The 17,228-nt window shown below is 70.8% G+C and carries 13 protein-coding genes; 4 read left to right on the top strand and 9 right to left on the bottom strand.

Annotation, left to right across the window (positions count from 1 at the left end):
• Positions 1–34: 34 nt before the first annotated feature.
• Entirely contained in the window at positions 35–961 is a 927-nt protein-coding gene (locus ACWC5O_RS26935) for a proline dehydrogenase family protein (protein ID WP_450590436.1), read from the bottom strand.
• A 164-nt stretch (positions 962–1,125) separates the two neighbouring features.
• Between ACWC5O_RS26935 and ACWC5O_RS26930 the strand changes: the two genes are divergently transcribed.
• Positions 1,126–2,346 (top strand): PucR family transcriptional regulator, encoded by a 1,221-nt coding sequence (locus ACWC5O_RS26930; protein WP_450590437.1) that lies wholly within the window; start codon positions 1,126–1,128, stop codon positions 2,344–2,346.
• Positions 2,347–2,404: 58 nt separating this feature from the next.
• On the opposite strand, the gene ACWC5O_RS26925 is transcribed toward ACWC5O_RS26930, so the two are convergent.
• Complete coding sequence (locus ACWC5O_RS26925) at positions 2,405–2,980, bottom strand: TetR/AcrR family transcriptional regulator (RefSeq protein WP_450590438.1); 576 nt, start codon at positions 2,978–2,980, stop codon at positions 2,405–2,407.
• Between the two features lie 97 nt (positions 2,981–3,077).
• Between ACWC5O_RS26925 and ACWC5O_RS26920 the strand changes: the two genes are divergently transcribed.
• Positions 3,078–4,634, top strand: a complete 1,557-nt coding sequence (locus tag ACWC5O_RS26920) for an MFS transporter (protein ID WP_450590439.1) — start codon at positions 3,078–3,080, stop codon at positions 4,632–4,634.
• Positions 4,635–4,711: 77 nt separating this feature from the next.
• Here ACWC5O_RS26920 and serA read toward each other — a convergent pair whose 3' ends face one another.
• The 6 genes from serA to ACWC5O_RS26890 all read right to left on the bottom strand — a co-directional run bounded on the left by serA (position 4,712) and on the right by ACWC5O_RS26890 (position 14,687).
• Positions 4,712–6,301 carry a phosphoglycerate dehydrogenase gene (gene serA / locus ACWC5O_RS26915; RefSeq protein ID WP_450590440.1) on the bottom strand — a complete coding sequence of 530 codons (1,590 nt, stop codon included), beginning with the start codon at positions 6,299–6,301 and terminating at the stop codon, positions 4,712–4,714.
• Between the two features lie 285 nt (positions 6,302–6,586).
• Positions 6,587–7,585, bottom strand: a complete 999-nt coding sequence (gene ilvC, locus ACWC5O_RS26910; protein WP_393480571.1) for a ketol-acid reductoisomerase — start codon at positions 7,583–7,585, stop codon at positions 6,587–6,589.
• 120 nt (positions 7,586–7,705) lie between these two features.
• Positions 7,706–8,230 carry an acetolactate synthase small subunit gene (gene ilvN, locus ACWC5O_RS26905; protein WP_413954764.1) on the bottom strand — a complete coding sequence of 175 codons (525 nt, stop codon included), beginning with the start codon at positions 8,228–8,230 and terminating at the stop codon, positions 7,706–7,708.
• 22 nt (positions 8,231–8,252) lie between these two features.
• Positions 8,253–10,103 carry an acetolactate synthase large subunit gene (locus ACWC5O_RS26900; protein ID WP_450590441.1) on the bottom strand — a complete coding sequence of 617 codons (1,851 nt, stop codon included), beginning with the start codon at positions 10,101–10,103 and terminating at the stop codon, positions 8,253–8,255.
• Positions 10,104–10,346: 243 nt separating this feature from the next.
• Positions 10,347–13,361, bottom strand: coding sequence for a putative bifunctional diguanylate cyclase/phosphodiesterase (locus ACWC5O_RS26895; RefSeq protein WP_450590442.1), 3,015 nt, complete (start codon positions 13,359–13,361; stop codon positions 10,347–10,349).
• A gap of 372 nt (positions 13,362–13,733) precedes the next feature.
• A complete protein-coding gene (locus ACWC5O_RS26890) occupies positions 13,734–14,687 on the bottom strand; it encodes a 2-hydroxyacid dehydrogenase (RefSeq protein WP_450590443.1) in 954 nt (317 codons plus the stop codon).
• A 74-nt stretch (positions 14,688–14,761) separates the two neighbouring features.
• Here ACWC5O_RS26890 and ACWC5O_RS26885 point away from each other — a divergent pair, with 74 nt between their 5' ends.
• Both ACWC5O_RS26885 and ACWC5O_RS26880 read left to right on the top strand, forming a co-directional pair.
• Positions 14,762–15,760 (top strand): aldo/keto reductase, encoded by a 999-nt coding sequence (locus ACWC5O_RS26885; protein WP_450590444.1) that lies wholly within the window; start codon positions 14,762–14,764, stop codon positions 15,758–15,760.
• 89 nt (positions 15,761–15,849) lie between these two features.
• Complete coding sequence (locus ACWC5O_RS26880; protein ID WP_450590445.1) at positions 15,850–16,989, top strand: PQQ-dependent sugar dehydrogenase; 1,140 nt, start codon at positions 15,850–15,852, stop codon at positions 16,987–16,989.
• Between the two features lie 19 nt (positions 16,990–17,008).
• Here ACWC5O_RS26880 and ACWC5O_RS26875 read toward each other — a convergent pair whose 3' ends face one another.
• Positions 17,009–17,206 carry a DUF6191 domain-containing protein gene (locus ACWC5O_RS26875; RefSeq protein WP_450590446.1) on the bottom strand — a complete coding sequence of 66 codons (198 nt, stop codon included), beginning with the start codon at positions 17,204–17,206 and terminating at the stop codon, positions 17,009–17,011.
• Positions 17,207–17,228: the final 22 nt, after the last annotated feature.

The following is a 17,228-nucleotide window of genomic DNA, read 5'->3' as shown; positions in this document are numbered from 1 at the left end:
CCGTAACTCCTTGTACGTGAGCGGGTGTTCGGGCTCAGCCCTTGCTGACCATCGACCGGAGGAAGAAGCGCAGGTTCGCCGGCTTCTCCGCGAGCCTGCGCATGAAGTAGCCGTACCAGTCGGTGCCGTAGGCGGTGTAGACGCGCATGCGGTGGCCCTCGGCGGCCAGGCGCAGGTGCTCCTCGCCGCGGATGCCGTAGAGCATCTGGAACTCGTACTCGTCCAGTTTGCGCCCGGTCTGGTGCGCCAGCTCCTGGGCGATGGCGATGAGGCGCGGGTCGTGGGACCCGATCATCGGGTAGCCCTCGCCCTCCATCAGCGTCTTCAGGATGCGCACGTAGGCCTTGTCGATCTCGTGCTTCTGCTGGTAGGCGACCTCGGCGGGCTCCTTGTAGGCGCCCTTCACGAGGCGGACGCGGCTGCCGGCCGCGGCGAGGCGGCGGGCGTCGGCCTCGGTGCGGAAGAGGTAGGCCTGGATGACGCAGCCGGTCTGCGGGAAGTCCTTCCGCAGCTCCTCGTGGATGGCGAACATCGAGTCCAGGGTGGTGTGGTCCTCGGCGTCCAGCGTGACGGTCGTACCGATGGCGGCGGCGGCCACGACGACGGGGCGGACGTTGGCGAGGGCCAGCTCGTGGCCGCCCTCCAGCGCCTGGCCGAACATGGACAGCTTGACCGACATCTCCACCCGCTCGCCGAGCTCCAGCTCCTTGAGGTGGTCGATCAGCGCCAGGTAGGCGTCCCGGGCGGCGCCGGCCTGCTCGGGGGTGGTGATGTCCTCGCCGACGACGTCCATCGTCAGCTCCAGACCCTTGGCCGTCAGGTCCTTGATGATCGGGACGATGTCGTCGACGGTCTCACCCGGGATGAAGCGGTCGACGACCTGCCTGGTCACCGGGGCCGCCGAGATCAGGCGTCGCATCCGGTCGCTGCGCGACGCGGCGAGAATCACGGGACCCAGCACGGGGCACCTCCACAGACAAGCACCAAAACGGCCGCCACCCGACGCTTCGGGTACGGCACGGAGAACCACCGTGAAACCTAAGGATCTCTCCGATCGTCGGCCATCGACAGCTGTCACGCATCCGTGCACTGGATCTCAGACATATGTATGAAGGCGGCGCGGCAATGCGCGAGAATGCCCGAGTGGCGGCGGATGCAGCATCCTTTAGAAGCGTGGGCGATTACCAGGAGCTGGTGGATGAGATCTCGGAGCTGCTCGGGGCGCCCGCGACCCTGGAGAACCGGGACTTCGAGCTGATCGCCTTCGGTGCGTACGACAGTGAGGGCGACCTGGATCCCTCGGCGCTGGACCCGGTGCGCACCCGCTCGATCCTGACCCGGCGCTCCACGGCGGCGGTGCGGGCGTGGTTCGAGGGTTTCGGCATCACGCGCGCGACGGGACCCGTACGGATCCCGCCGACCCCCGAGGCCGGCGTCTACCGCGGCCGCATCTGTCTGCCGGTACGCCATCGGGGTGTCGTCCTCGGCTACGTCTGGCTCCTGGACTACGACCCCGGTCCGACGGACGCGCAGCTGGCCGCCGCCATGCAGGTGACGGGCCGGATCGGCGCCCTGCTCGCCGACGAGGCACAGGCCGGGGCCGGTCTGAGCCGGGAGCTGCGGGCCGTGCTGACCGCGGAGAGCGGGTGGCAGCGGGACTCCGCGGTGATGGAACTCCGTAACGCCCTCGGGACCCGCGCGGACGCCCCCCACACGGTGGTCTGCATCGCCCCGTGGCCCTCCGCCGACCCGGAGCAGGCCCCGTCGCCGCGTACGGTCCCGCACGCCACGGCCCTGTGTACGGTGCCGTGGGGGACGGCCGGTCAGAGCCTCGCGATCCTGGTGCGGCTGCGCTCGACGGATGTGGCGGTACCCGCGCTGACGGCGGCCTCCCGGCTGCTGAAGGAGGCGGAGGGGACGCGGTCGGGCGCGGCCAGGGCCGCCGCCGGTGTCGGCGAACCCCGCAGCGGACTCGCCGAACTGGGCACGGTCTGGCAGGAGGCCTCCGCCGCGGCACGCGCCGCCCTGGCCGAGCCGAGGTTCGGGCCCGTGGCCGAGTGGCGGCGCATCGGCCCGTACCGTCTGCTGACCGCGCTCCCCGCGGAGGCCGCCCACGACCGGGCCGTCGCCCCCCTCCTCTCCCCCGCCCACCAGGAACTGGCCCGCACGGCCGAGGTCTACCTGGACCGCGCGGGCCAGGCCGGGCGCGCCGCGGCCGAACTGGGCATCCACCGCCAGACTCTCTACTACCGCCTCTCCCGCGTGGAACAGCTGACGGGCCTGGACCTGGACGACGGCGAGGACCGGCTGCTGCTGCACATGGCGCTGAAGGGGGCTCGGCTGTAGTCGCGAGGTGCCGGACGCGACCGCCGGGCACCTCACGTTCGACGAGCCGGCGGCGCTGTCAGTTCCTCGCGGCCGCTTCGATGATCTGGCGCAGGCCCTCGGTGAGGGCGTCTGCGTCGGGTGCGGTCTTCGCGTCGAACGTCCACTGCGCGATGAGCCCGGTCATCAGTGTCAGATAGAACCGGCCGAGCGTGTCCGCCTGCTCGTCGGAGACCTCCTCCTCGGGCACGCCCATCAGCAGTGCCACCAGGCCGCGCCCGCCCTCCCGCTGGGCGCGGGCCAAGTGCTCGCGCACCTCGGGCAGGTCGATGGTCATGACCTCCATGCTCAGCCGCCACACCGAGCCGGGCTCCCGCATGGTGTCGACGATGTTCGACCACACCCAGCGGAAGCGCTCCAGCGAACCGGGCGCGCCCTCGCTCTCGGGGCCGCCCCAGTTGAAGGCCTCGGACACGTTCTCCACAAGCGCCACGTAGGCCTGCGCGAGCAGCGCGTCCTTCGAGCCGTAGTGATAGCCGATCGAAGCCAGGTTGGTCCCCGACTCCTTCACGATGTCCCGCGCGGTCGTGCGCGCGAAGCCCTTCTCCAGCAGGCAGCGCTTGGCGCCTTCCAGCAGATCCTCACGGTGTCCCATGCGGATCACCCTACCGCCGATTCATACACCCGTCCTAGACACATGACTTATACAAACGTTCTAGACAAGCGTTTAAGACGCTCGTACAGTCATCGGCATGACGAACTCGACGAGCACCAACTCCCCCGCCGGGCGCGCCGGTCGGCGCGAATGGACCGCGCTCGGCGTGCTGATGCTGCCGCTGCTGCTGGTCTCCATGGACGTCTCGGTTCTCTACTTCGCCATCCCGGCGATCAGCGCGGACCTGGAGCCGAGCGGCACCCAGCAGCTGTGGATCTTCGACATCTACGCCTTCGTCCTGGCCGGCCTGCTGATGACGATGGGCTCGCTGGGCGACCGCACAGGACGCCGCAAGCTGCTCCTGATCGGCGCCGCCGCCTTCGGGGCCGCCTCCCTAGTGGCGGCCTACGCGAACAGCGCCGAGACCCTGATCGCCGCCCGCGCGGTCCTCGGTATCGGCGGGGCGACCCTGATGCCGTCGACGATGGCGCTGGTCCGCACGATGTTCACGGACCCCGGGCAGCGGGCGAAGGCGATCGGCATCTGGTCCGGCGTGATGACCGGCGGCATCGCACTGGGCTCCGTGCTGAGCGGTGTGCTGGTCCAGTACTTCTGGTGGGGCTCGGTCTTCCTGGTCAACCTGCCCGCCATGGCCCTGCTGCTGGTCCTCGGCCCGGTCCTGCTCCCCGAGTCGAAGAACCCGGAGCCCGGCCGCTTCGACTTCGTGAGCGTGCCGCTGTCGATGGCGGCGGTGCTGCCCGTGATCTACGGCCTCAAGGAGATCCCGTCCGAGGGCTGGCACCCGCAGTACGTCGTCTCGGTCACCGTCGGCCTGCTCTTCGCGGCCCTCTTCGTCCACCGCCAGCGCACGGCCGCCTCGCCGATGATCTCGCCGGCCCTGTTCCGTGGCCGGGGCTTCGCCCCCGCGGTGGTCCTGAACCTCGTCTCCGCGTTCGCGATGATGGGTTCGGCGTTCTTCACCACGCAGTACCTGCAGTCGGTGCTCGACAAGAGCGCGATGGAGGCGGCCCTGTGGGCGCTGCTGCCCTCGGTGCCGATCGGCATGGCGGCCCCGGTCGCGACCGCCCTGGTCCAGAAGGGCGTCAACCGCGCCTACGTGGTCACCGCGGGCTTCGCGATCGCCGCGACGGGCTACGGCCTGCTGGTCCTGGCCGGCACGGACTCCCTCTGGCTCGTCCTCGCCGCCTGCGGCGTCCTGGCCTCCGGCATCGTCATGGTGATGTCGCAGATGACCGACCTGGCCATGGGCGCGGCCCCGGTGGAGAGGGCGGGCGCCGCCTCCTCCCTGCTGGAGACCGGCCAGGAGTTCGGCGGCGCGCTGGGCATGGCGGTCCTCGGCTCCATCGGTACGGCCGTCTACCGCCACGAGATGCCGTCCTCGGCCCCGGCCGAGGCCCACGAGACCCTGGGCGGCGCGCTCGCGGTCGCCGGCCGGCTGCCGGGGCGCACGGGTGACGCCCTGGCGACGGCGGCCCGGGAGGCGTTCACCACCGGCATGCACGGCGCGGCGATTGCGGGGGCGGTGCTGCTGGCTCTCGCGGCCATCGGGGCGGCGACCACTCTGCGCCGGGTCCACGTCCGGGAGACTCCGGCGCCGCAGACCGTCGCAGCATCGGAGGAGGCCGCGGGCTGAGCCCCACACCTCCGGCACAAAAGCGCCGGGCGGGCTGAGAACTCCTCAGCCCGCCCGGCGCTTTGCGCAACGGCAGCTCAGACCAGGTTCACCGAGCGGGCCGACGTCGCCCCGATCTCCGACGCGACCTCGGCCAGAACCGCGGAGCCCACCGTGTCGTCCACGGTCAGCACGGCCAGGGCCTCTCCGCCGGCCGCCGCGCGAGCGACCTGCATGCCGGCGATGTTGATGCCCGCCTCGCCGAGGATGCGGCCGACGGTGCCGACGACACCCGGGCGGTCCTCGTAGCGCAGGACGACCATGTGGTCGGCGAGGGCGAGGTCGACGTCGTAGTCGCCGACCGCGACGATCTTCTGCACGTGCTTCGGGCCGGCCAGCGTGCCGGAGACCGACACCTCCTCGCCGCTGCCGAGCGTGCCGCGCACGGTCACCACGTTGCGGTGGTCGGCCGACTCGGAGCTGGTGGTCAGCCGCACCTCGACGCCACGCTCCTGCGCGAACAGCGGCGCGTTGACGTACGACACCGTCTCGTCGACGACGTCCTCGAAGACACCCTTGAGCGCGGACAGCTCCAGCACCTTCACGTCGTGCTGGGTGATCTCGCCGTAGACCTCGACGTCGAGGCGGACCGCGACCTCGCCCGCGAGTGCGGTGAAGATGCGGCCCAGGCGCTCGGCGAGCGGCAGACCCGGCTTGACGTCCTCGGCGATGACACCGCCCTGGACGTTCACCGCGTCCGGCACCAGCTCACCGGCGAGCGCGAGGCGCACCGACCTGGCGACGGCGATACCGGCCTTCTCCTGGGCCTCGTCGGTCGAGGCGCCGAGGTGCGGGGTGGCCACGACCTGGTCGAACTCGAACAGCGGGGAGTCCGTGCACGGCTCCTTCGCGTACACGTCCAGACCCGCGCCCGCGACGCGGCCCTCCTTGAGCGCCGAGTACAGCGCCTCCTCGTCGACGATGCCGCCACGGGCCGCGTTCACGATGCGCACGCTCGGCTTGACCTTGCGCAGCGCCTCGTCGCCGATCAGGCCGAGGGTCTCGGGGGTCTTGGGCAGGTGGACGGTGATGAAGTCGGAGACCTCGAGCAGCTCGTCCAGGGACAGCACCTTGACGCCCATCTGCGCGGCCCGCGCGGGCTGCACGTAGGGGTCGTAGGCGACGACCTTCATGCCGAAGGCGGACATGCGCTGCGCGACGAGGGCACCGATGCGGCCCAGGCCCACGACACCCAGCGTCTTCTCGGCCAGCTCGACACCCGTGTACTTGCTGCGCTTCCACTCGCCGTTCTTCAGCGCGGCGTTGGCCTGCGGAATGTTGCGCGCGGTGGCGAGGAGCAGACCGCAGGCCAGCTCGGCGGCCGTGACGATGTTGGAGGTCGGGGCGTTGACGACCATCACGCCGGCCTTCGTGGCGGCGGAGACGTCGACGTTGTCCAGGCCGACGCCGGCTCGCGCGACGACCTTGAGCTTCTTGGCGGCGGCGACGGCCTCGGCGTCGACCTTGGTGGCGGAACGGATCAGGATCGCGTCGACGTCGGCGATGGCGGGGAGCAGCTCGGCTCGGTCGGCGCCGTTGCAGTGCCGGATCTCGAAGTCGGGGCCGAGCGCGTCGACGGTCGCGGGCGACAGCTCTTCAGCGATGAGTACGACGGGTTTCGAGCTCACGTGAGTCCTCACAAGTCCAATGCGGACGGCCGTCCCGACGGCCGCTGGCGGTGGAGGGGGGCTTGCCGCGGAAGACGCACGACGCTGTGGGCCTGACGCGTATGTTGTTCAGCAGTCTAGTAGCGCCGCGGTCGTCGTTTTGCGCCGCTGCGGAAGTATCACCCGTCCGGGGCTGGACGGGGTGGACAACGGATGGACACCGCCTTCGGGTCGCCCTTGACCCGGCGCCGTCCGGGGTGGCCAAAGGGGGCCGGAGCAGTCTGCCCCGACCCCCTGACGTGGGGCTTACGCCTCCTCGTTCACCCAGCTCATCAGCTTGCGCAGCTGCTTGCCGGTGGTCTCCAGCAGGTGCTCGGAGTCCTGCTGCTTGTACTCGTTGTACTTCTTCAGACCGCCGTGGTACTCGTCCATCCAGGTCTGGGCGAAGGTGCCGTCCTGGATCTCGGCGAGGACCTGCTTCATCTCGGCCTTGGTGGCGTCGGTGATGATGCGCGGGCCGGTGACGTAGTCGCCCCACTCGGCCGTCTCGGAGACGGACCAGCGCATCTTCTCCAGGCCGCCCTCGTACATGAGGTCGACGATCAGCTTCAGCTCGTGGAGGCACTCGAAGTAGGCGATCTCCGGCTGGTAGCCCGCCTCGACCAGGGTCTCGAAGCCGGCCTTGACCAGGGCGGAGGTGCCGCCGCACAGCACGGCCTGCTCGCCGAACAGGTCGGTCTCGGTCTCCTCGGTGAAGGTCGTCTTGATGACACCGGCGCGGGTGCCGCCGATGGCCTTGGCGTACGACAGGGCCAGCGGGAAGGCGTTGCCCGTGGCGTCCTGCTCGACGGCGGCGATCGCCGGAACGCCGCGGCCCTCCTCGTACTGGCGGCGCACCAGGTGGCCCGGGCCCTTCGGGGCGACCAGGGCGACGTCGACGCCGGCCGGGGGCTTGATGAAGCCGAAGCGGATGTTGAAGCCGTGGGCGAAGAACAGCGCGTCGCCGTCCTTCAGGTTCGGGGCGATGGACTCCTCGTAGACCTGGGCCTGGATCGGGTCCGGGATGAGGATCATGATGACGTCGGCCTCGGCGGCGGCCTCGGCCGGGCTCACCACGCGCAGGCCCTGCTCCTCGGCCTTGGCCTTGGACTTGGAGCCCTCGTGCAGACCGACACGGACGTCGACACCGGAGTCACGCAGCGACAGGGCGTGCGCGTGGCCCTGGCTGCCGTAGCCGATGACCGCGACCTTGCGGCCCTGGATGATGGACAGGTCGGCGTCAGCGTCGTAGAACAGCTCGGCCACTTTGGGTTCTCTCCTTGGTGTGCAGGTTGTGCGTCCCACCGTATGCCGGTGAGGGGACGGAAAGTCTCGGGGTCTCGGCATACGGGCGACCGGCGCTGCGCCGACCGCCCGTAATCAGCCTTACGCGGATCGGTCGAGGGCGCGCAGCGAGCGGTCCGTGATCGAACGGGCGCCGCGGCCGATCGCGATCGTGCCGGACTGGACCAGCTCCTTGATGCCGAACGGCTCCAGCATCTTGAGCATGGCGGACAGCTTGTCGCCGGATCCGGTGGCCTCGATGGTGACGGCCTCCGGGGAGACGTCGACGGTCTTGGCGCGGAACAGCTGGACGATCTCCACGATCTGGGAACGGGTCTCGTTGTCGGCGCGCACCTTCACCAGAACGAGTTCGCGCTGAACGGCCTGACCGGGTTCCAGCTCGACGATCTTCAGCACGTTGACGAGCTTGTTGAGCTGCTTGGTGACCTGCTCCAGCGGCAGGTCCTCGACGTTCACCACGATCGTGATGCGGGAGATGTCGGGGTGCTCGGTGACGCCGACCGCGAGCGAGTCGATGTTGAAGCCGCGGCGGGAGAACAGGGCGGCGATCCGGGCGAGGATGCCCGGCGTGTTCTCCACCAGGACGGAGAGCGTGTGCTTGGACATGGTCTTTTTGCGTCTCTCTCGCTCAGTCGTCTTCGTTGTCGCCGAAGTCGGGGCGGACGTCCCGGGCGGCCATGATCTCGTCGTTGGAGGTGCCGGCGGCGACCATCGGCCACACCATCGCGTCCTCGTGGACGATGAAGTCGATGACGACCGGGCGGTCGTTGATGGAGTTCGCCTCTTCGATGGCCTTGTCCAGGTCCTCGGGGCGCTCGCAGCGGATCGCGTGACACCCCATGGCCTCCGACAGCTTCACGAAGTCGGGGACGCGGGTGCCGGCGCTCGGCTCCTTGCCGCTCGCCTCCGGGCCGGAGTGCAGCACGGTGTTGGAGTAGCGCTGGTTGTAGAAGAGGGTCTGCCACTGGCGGACCATCCCGAGGGCGCCGTTGTTGATGATGGCGACCTTGATCGGGATGTTGTTCAGGGCGCAGGTGGTCAGTTCCTGATTGGTCATCTGGAAGCAGCCGTCGCCGTCGATCGCCCAGACCGTACGGTCCGGCTGTCCGGCCTTGGCGCCCATGGCGGCCGGGACCGCGTAGCCCATCGTGCCCGCGCCGCCGGAGTTCAGCCAGGTGGCGGGCTTCTCGTACTGGATGAAGTGCGCGGACCACATCTGGTGCTGGCCGACGCCCGCGGCGAAGATCGTGCCCTCCGGGGCGAGTTGCCCGATGCGCTCGATGACCTGCTGCGGGGACAGGGAGCCGTCCTCGGGCTGGTCGTAGCCGAGCGGGTAGGTCTCGCGCCAGCGGTTGAGGTCGCTCCACCAGGCGGTGTAGTCACCCTTGTGGCCCTCGCTGTGCTCCTTCTGCACGGCCTGGACCAGGTCGGCGATGACCTCGCGGGCGTCGCCGACGATCGGCACGTCGGCGGCGCGGTTCTTGCCGATCTCGGCCGGGTCGATGTCGGCGTGGACGATCTTGGCGTACGGGGCGAAGCTGTCCAGCTTGCCGGTGACGCGGTCGTCGAAGCGGGCTCCGAGGGCGACGATCAGGTCGGCCTTCTGCAGCGCGGTGACGGCGGTGACCGCACCGTGCATGCCCGGCATTCCCACGTGCAGCGGGTGGCTGTCGGGGAACGCGCCGAGCGCCATCAGGGTGGTGGTGACGGGCGCTCCGGTGAGTTCGGCGAGGACCTTCAGCTCGGCGGTGGCCTGCGCCTTGATGACGCCGCCGCCGACGTAGAGGACGGGCCGCTTGGCGGAGGCGATCAGCTTGGCGGCCTCGCGGATCTGCTTGGCGTGCGGCTTGGTCACCGGGCGGTAGCCGGGCAGGTCCATGGTGGGCGGCCAGGAGAAGGTGGTCTTCGCCTGCAGGGCGTCCTTGGCGATGTCGACCAGGACCGGACCCGGGCGGCCGGTGGAGGCGATGTGGAACGCCTGCGCGATGACCCGCGGGATGTCCTCGGCCTTGGTGACGAGGAAGTTGTGCTTGGTGATCGGCATGGTGATGCCGACGATGTCGGCCTCCTGGAAGGCGTCCGTGCCGATCGACTTCGAGGCGACCTGGCCGGTGATCGCGACCAGCGGCACGGAGTCCATGTGCGCGTCGGCGATCGGTGTGACCAGGTTGGTGGCACCGGGGCCGCTCGTCGCCATGCAGACGCCGACCTTGCCGGTGGCCTGCGCGTAGCCGGTGGCCGCGTGGCCGGCGCCCTGCTCGTGGCGGACCAGGACGTGGCGCACCCGGGTGGAGTCCATCAGCGGGTCGTACGCCGGCAGGATCGCACCGCCGGGAATGCCGAATACCGTCTCAGCGCCGACCTCCTCGAGGGAGCGGATGAGGGACTGCGCACCCGTGACGTGCTCGACGGGGGCGGACTGCTGTCCTCCGGATCGGGGCCGCGGCTGCGGATGGGCCCCGGTGGCCTGCTCGGTCATCGGCATTCTCTTCTCGATGCTGAGGGTTTTTGCGAGGTTTGTACGATGTACGACTGCGGTACGACAGGTGCCTGTGCAACAAAAAACCCCTCGTGCCGTAGGGCAAGCGAGGGGAGCGCGTCGGTGTGGTCGCTGGGGATTCCGGATCGTCCTCCGGTCGTTCCCAGCTCAGCCGACGCGCTGTCCAAGTACGAGAATTCGGGTGCGCATGGCACTGACCCTCCCCCCGACGCGCACCACGTGTCAAGTGGGTGGGACGGGAGTCTCATTATGTGAGCGAAGGGCACTGCCACCTCCGAAGACGGCGGACACACCTCCGGTGTACACCCCCGCTCCCCCGCCCGCGAACGCCGGCTCGGCCGGGGCGTGCGGCACGGGATAATGACCTGATCCGAGCGCCCGGCGCAGCCGGTACTCGTCCAGCGGCCCCGCGAAGGCCATGCCCTGTCCATGGGTGCAGCCCATCTCGCGCAGCGCGACCACCTGCTCCGGCAGGTCGACGCCCTCGGCGACGGACTGCAGCCCGAGATCGCCGGCGATGCGCAGCAGCCCGCTGGTGATCTTGTGCAGCCGCCCGGACTCCACGACACCGTCGACCAGGCTGCGGTCGAGCTTGAGGATGTCGACGGGGAGCCTTCTGAGGGCCGTGATCGCCGCGAAGCCGCTGCCGAAGCCGTCGAGCGCGATCCGCACCCCGAGCCGGCTGAGCGCGGCCAGGCGACGCTCCAGCTCGTCCAGCGAAATCCTGGGGTCGGTGTCGGACAACTCGATGACCAGGGCGCCGGGCGGCAGCCCGTGCCGGGTCAGCAGCGCCTCCAGGGATCCGATCGGCGTCGATCGGTCCAGCAGCCGCCGGGCGCTCGTCCGGACGGCCACCGGCACCACGTTCCCGGTGGCGGCCCGCTCGGCCGCCTGCTCCACGGCCTCCGCGAGGATCCAGCGGTCGAGCTCGGCGGTCTTGTCACCGTCCTCGGCCACCCGCAGGAACTCGGCCGGGCTGAACAGCACCCCTTGGGAGGAGCGCCAGCGCGCCTGCGCGGAGACCGATGCGATCCGGCCGTTCTCCAGGCAGACCACCGGCTGGTGCAGCAGCGCGAACTCGCCGTCGTGCAGCGCGGCGCGCAGCCGGGTGGCCAGCTCCGCCTTGCGTACGACGTCCTGCTGCATCTGCGGCTTGTACAGCTCGACGCGGCCCTTTCCGGTCGACTTCGCGCGGTACATCGCGAGGTCGGCGTTGCGCAGCAGCTCGCCCGCGCCGAGGCCGGGTTCGGCGAAGGCGACCCCGATGGAGGCGTTGACACGGACATCGTTGCCGCCGATCGCGTACGGCTGGGAGAGGGTCACCCTGAGGCGGTCGGCGAGCTCCAGGATGTTCCGTTCCCGGGCGGCACGGTCGCGGGTGCCGTCCCCGACGATCAGGGCCGCGAACTCGTCGCCGCCCAGCCGGGACGCGGTGTCCCCGTGCCGGACCGCGTCCTGGAGTCTGCGGGCGGCCTGGACGAGCAGCTCGTCCCCCGCCTGGTGCCCGATCGTGTCGTTGACGGCCTTGAAGCCGTCCAGGTCGATGAAGAGCACGGCCGTGCCGCGCAGGGCGGCGCCCCGGTCGGTGGCCCGGCGGCCGGACAGGGCCTGCTGGACGCGCTTGGTGAACAGGGCGCGGTTGGGCAGGTCGGTGAGCGGGTCGTGCTCGGCGTTGTGCTGCAACTGGGCCTGCAGCCGCACGCGTTCGGTCACGTCCCGGCTGTTGAAGATCAGGCCGCCGTGATGCCGGTTGACGGTCGACTCGACGTTGAGCCAGCCGCCCTCGCCCGAGCGGAAGCGGCACTCGATGCGCGTGGTGGGCTCCTCCGGCGGGCTGGCGGCGAGGAAGCGGCGCACCTCGTGGACCACGCAGCCCAGGTCCTCCGGGTGGATCAGAGCGGCCAGTTCGGTGCCCACCAGCTCCTCGGCAGGCCGTCCGTAGACCCCGGCGGCGGCCGGGGAGACGTACCGGAGGATGCCGTTGGGCGCGGCGATCATGATGACGTCGCTGGAGCCCTGTACCAGGGAGCGGAAGTGGTTCTCCTTCTGCGCCAGCTCCTGGGTGAGGGTGATGTTGTCCAGCAGCATGATGCCCTGGCGCATGACGAGCGCCAGCACGACGCCGCCCGCGGTGATCAGCACGACGTGGTCGGGCCGGCGGCCGTTGAGGACGTTGTACAGGATGCCCAGGGTGCACACGGCGGCGGCGAGGTACGGGGTGAGCGCGGCGAGGGAGCCGGTGAGCGGCCGTCCGGCCGGGTACCGGGTGTGGTCGCCGCCCGGCGCCGGCAGGTGGGGGTGGCCGGTGCTGCGCTGGCCGGGCACGTGCTCGTGGACCACGCGCGTGTGCCCGTCCGGTACGTGCCGTTCGCCGTCCTGCGCTCCGGGGCGCCGGGGGGCGGCCCAGGGGGCGTAGGCGAGCAGCAGGGAACCGGCGAACCAGCCCGCGTCCAGCAGCTGGCCGGAGTGGTAGCTGCTGTGCAGCAGCGGCGAGGTGAACAGCGCGTCGCACATCACGGTCAGGGCGAGCGCGCCGATCGCGGTGTTCACCGCCGTGCGGTTGCCGGGGGTGCGGCGGAAGTGGAGCGCGAGCACCATGCTGACGAGCGCGATGTCGAGCAGCGGATACGCCAGGGACAGCGCGGTGTGCGCGACGCTCGGCCCGTCGAACCGGGCGGCCTGGGCGAGCGCGAGGCTCCACGACAGGGTGAGCAGGGAGCCGCCGATCAGCCAGGCGTCCAGCGCCAGGCAGATCCAGCCCGCCCGTGTCACCGGCCGTTTGGCGAGGACCAGCAGGCCCACGATGGCGGGCGGCGCGAAGCACAGGAAGAACAGGTCGGCGTAGCTGGGGCTGGGCACGGGTCGTCCGAGGACCACCTCGTACCACCCCCAGACCGCGTTGCCCAGGGCCGCCATCGCCGAGGAGAGCGCGAAGAGCAGCCAGGCCGACCGGAAGCGGACCCGCGGGCTGCGTGCGTAGAAGAAACAGGAGACCGCGGCGGCGCCCGCCGCGGCGGTCAGCCCGAAGTCGCCCATGATCAACGCGAGCCGGCCCGAACCCCAGTCGAACAGGGAGCCGATGACGTAGGCGCCGCAGACCAGGGCGAGGACGAGCTGATGGACCAGCGGCCTCCCGTCGCCGGCGGCCGGCGGACGGGGCGGCAGCGGGCCCCCCGGCGGGTGCGGTGTGCGCAGCGCGCCGTCGAGGGTGGTCGTAACGGAAGGCGGCGCGTTCACCGGGGCCTCCCGCTCCGCGCCGCTCCTGGGTCCCGTGGGTCCCGGTGCGCATGCCTCCGGCGGCCGCCCGGCCTGCGGGGGTGGCTGTGATGGCCCGTGTGATGGCCGCGTCTGCGCGCCGCCGTGCGCCAGGGTCGCCGTCGGCGGCTCCGCCGCGTCGGATCGTTCGTCCATAGGCCGTGCATCGCCCGTCGCCCCCCTCACAAATCTGAAATGTCCATCCCCGGCGCCGAACGTCACCGGCGCAGCCCCTGTCGGGACGATACACCAGTATCGTCACTCAGGGACATAGCTTCTCTACGCTCCGTGACGATCAACGGACACGCGGGCACTGCATGCGTCCGGAAGATTGCGGAGGGTACCGGAAGTGGATTACGCCCCCGTTGTAAGGATCACGTTCCGCAGGGGCTCCTGGTTCACGAAGCGGTTCAACTGGTCCGCGAGCAGCCGCTTGGCGCGCGGCAGGAAGGCAGACGTGGGCCCGCCCACGTGCGGGCTGATGAGCACTCCGGGCGCCTGCCACAAGGGGTGTCCGGGCGGCAGCGGCTCCGGGTCGGTCACGTCGAGGGCCGCGGTGATGCGCCCGTTCTCCAGCTCCGCGAGCAGCGCCTTGGTGTCGACGACGGCTCCGCGGGCGACGTTGACGAGCAGCGCTCCGGCCTTCATCCGGGCCAGGAATTCGGCGTCCACCAGCCCCCTGCTCTCCTCCGTCAAGGGCGTGCAGAGGATCACGACATCGGCTTCCGGAAGCAGTGAGGGCAATTCGGTGAGCGGGTGCACAAGACCGCGCGCCGTGGTGCGCCGGGAGCGCGCGACGCGCGCCACCCGCGCTACTTCAAAGGGCACGAGCCGGTCTTCGACGGCCGAGCCGATGGCGCCGTAACCGACGATGAGGACGTTCTTGTCGGCGAGGGCGGGGTAGAACGCGCTCCGCCAGCGTTCCTCCTGCTGCGCCCGGACGAACTCGGGGATGCCGCGCAGGGAGGCCAGCGTCAGGGTCAGCGCGAGTTCGGCCGTGCTCGCCTCGTGCACACCGCGCGCGTTGCACAGCCGCACGCCGGGCACGATCGCCGACAGCCGGGCGGTGACGTCGTCCACGCCCGCCGTGAGCGTCTGGATGACCTGAACGTGGGTCAGATGCTCCAGGGGGCGCACCTTGACCGGCCACCGCTTCATGTACGGCACCACGTACACGACACAGTCCGCGGGGTCGCCCGGAAACTCCTGGTCGCCGCTCTCGCCCCCGTCCCAGAACAGGTACCGGAGCCCCTCGGGAAGCCCCTCGATCTCGTCCGGCGGGATGGGAAGCCACACGTCTGCACTCATGCCAGGAGGCTATGTCAGTCGTACAGGTGTGCAGAGGTTAGGTTGGGGGCCGGCTGAGGGAGGTTCACGAGCAGGTGGAGCGCAGGACGATCGGCGCGGGGGCGCTCGCGGTGGGGGCCGTCGGACTCGGATGCATGCCGATGAGCTGGGCGTACAACGGATCCCGGCAACGGGGAGACGAGTCGCTCAGAACCGTGCACCGGGCGCTGGATCTGGGCTCGACCCTCCTGGACACGGCGGACATGTACGGCCCGTTCACCAATGAGCTGCTGCTGGGGCGGGTACTGAAGCAGCGGCGTCAGGACGCCTTCGTGTCGACGAAGGTGGGGCTGCTCGTGGGCGAGCAGCACATCGTGGCCAACGGCCGCCCGGGGTATGTGCGGCGGGCCTGCGACGCCTCGCTGCGGCGCCTGCAGACGGACGTGATCGACCTCTACCAGTTGCACCGCGCGGATCCCGAGGTCCCCGTCGAGGAGACGTGGGGCGCGATGGCCGAGCTGGTGCGGGCGGGGAAGGTACGGGCGCTGGGTGTGTGCGCGGTGGGTGCGCGCGGCGGGCGCCGCTCCGGGGGCCGGCTGCACGACGCGACCCTGCGCCAGCTCCAGCGGATGCAGCAGGTCTTCCCGGTGAGCGCGGTGCAGGCGGAGCTGTCGGTGTGGTCGCCGGAGGCGCTGGACGGGCTGCTGCCGTGGTGCGCGGCGCGGGGTGTGGGCTTCCTGGCGGCGATGCCCCTGGGCAACGGCTTCCTGACCGGCACGCTCACCCCGGGCGAGGGCTTCGAGCCGGACGACCTGCGCGCCCGCCACCCCCGTTTCACGGCGGAGATGATGGCGGCCAACCAGCCGATCGTCGCCGGTCTGCGCCGTGTCGCCCGCCGGCACGGCGAGGACGTCACCGCGGCCCAGGTGGCGCTGGCCTGGGTGCTCGCCCAGGGCCGCCAGGTGATCGCGCTGCCCGGCACCAAGCGGGAGCGCTGGGCCGAGGAGAACGCGGCGTCGGCCGCGCTGCGGCTGACCGCCAAGGACCTGGCGGAGGTGTCCCGGCTGCCGGCCGCGCGGGGATCCTGGGACTGAGACGCCGGACGGGGCGAGCAGTGATGAGATGGGAGGACCTGCCGCCGGCTCACCGCCCCGAAGGGACCATGATCGTGCAACGTCGAGTTGTGACGGCCGTGTTGGCCGCGACCGCGCTCCTGCTCACGGCGGGCTGCTCCGCCGACGGCGGTGGCTCGCCGAACGGTGGCGGGAGTCCGACGTCACCGGGCGCCGCCGCTTCCTCCGCCCGGGCCGCGGAGTCGGCCGCTCCGGCCAAGGGCTCGGTGAGGGTGCTGCGCACGGTGGCCGAGGGCCTGAAGACGCCCTGGGGTCTGGCCCCGCTGCCCGACGGCGGTCTGCTGGTCTCCTCCCGTGACGAGGGCACGATCACCCGGATCGACGAGAAGACGGGCCGGAAGACCGAGCTGGGCAAGGTCTCCGGGGTCTCCCCGGCCGGCGAGGGCGGCCTGCTGGGCATCACCCTGTCGCCCGACTACGCCTCGGACCACATGATCTACGCCTACTTCACCTCGGCCTCGGACAACCGCATCGTCCGGATGCTGTACGACGGGCAGAAGCCGGCCAGCGAGCAACTGGGTGCCCCCGACACGGTCTTCAAGGGGATCCCCAAGGGAATCATCCACAACGGCGGCAGGATCGCCTTCGGTCCCGACGGGATGCTCTACGCGGGCACCGGCGAGAGCGGCAACCGCGGCCTCGCCCAGGACAGGAAGTCCCTGGGCGGCAAGATCCTGCGGCTGACCCCCGAGGGCGAGCCGGCCCCGGGCAACCCGTTCCCCGGCTCCCCGGTGTACTCCTACGGCCACCGGAACGTCCAGGGCCTGGCCTGGGACGCCAAACAGCGCCTGTTCGCCTCGGAGTTCGGCCAGGACACCTGGGACGAGCTGAACGCGATCAAACCGGGCGACAACTACGGCTGGCCGGACGCGGAGGGCAGGTCCTCACAGGCCGGCTTCCACAACCCGATCGCCCAGTGGCACACCGACGACGCCTCCCCCAGCGGGATCGCCTACGTGAACGGCGTCGTCTGGATGGCCGGCCTCAAGGGCCGGCGCCTGTGGCGCATCCCCCTGCGGGGCACCGAGGCCGCGGCGGCTCCCCAGGCCTTCCTCACCGGCGAGTACGGCCGCCTTCGCACGGTGGTCGCGGCGGGCGGCGACAAGGTGTGGCTGGTCACGAGCAACACGGACGGACGGGGGACGCCGAAGAAGGGCGACGACCGGGTGCTGGAGGTGGAGGTGAAGTAGCCTCCCGGCTCTCCGTGGCTCACTCGTCGTCCTCCCGCTCCGTTTTCGGGGAAGGCGGCTGGGGCCGGCGGACGACGACCTTTCCCGAGGCGAGGTCTATGGGTCCCCGGCTCGGGTCGTTGTCCCCGACGTCCTCCCGGGTCAGCTCCAGGCGCCTCTCTTCGTCACGGGTGTGCTTGCGACTGGGCGCGAACAGTTCCTCGAAGGCGTTGAACACGGCTTCTCCCCCTTGCCGGTTT

The organism is Streptomyces sp. NPDC001450, from assembly GCF_053597295.1.
Note: the sequence above shows the minus strand (reverse complement) of the source record. Positions and strands in the feature narration are given on the sequence as shown.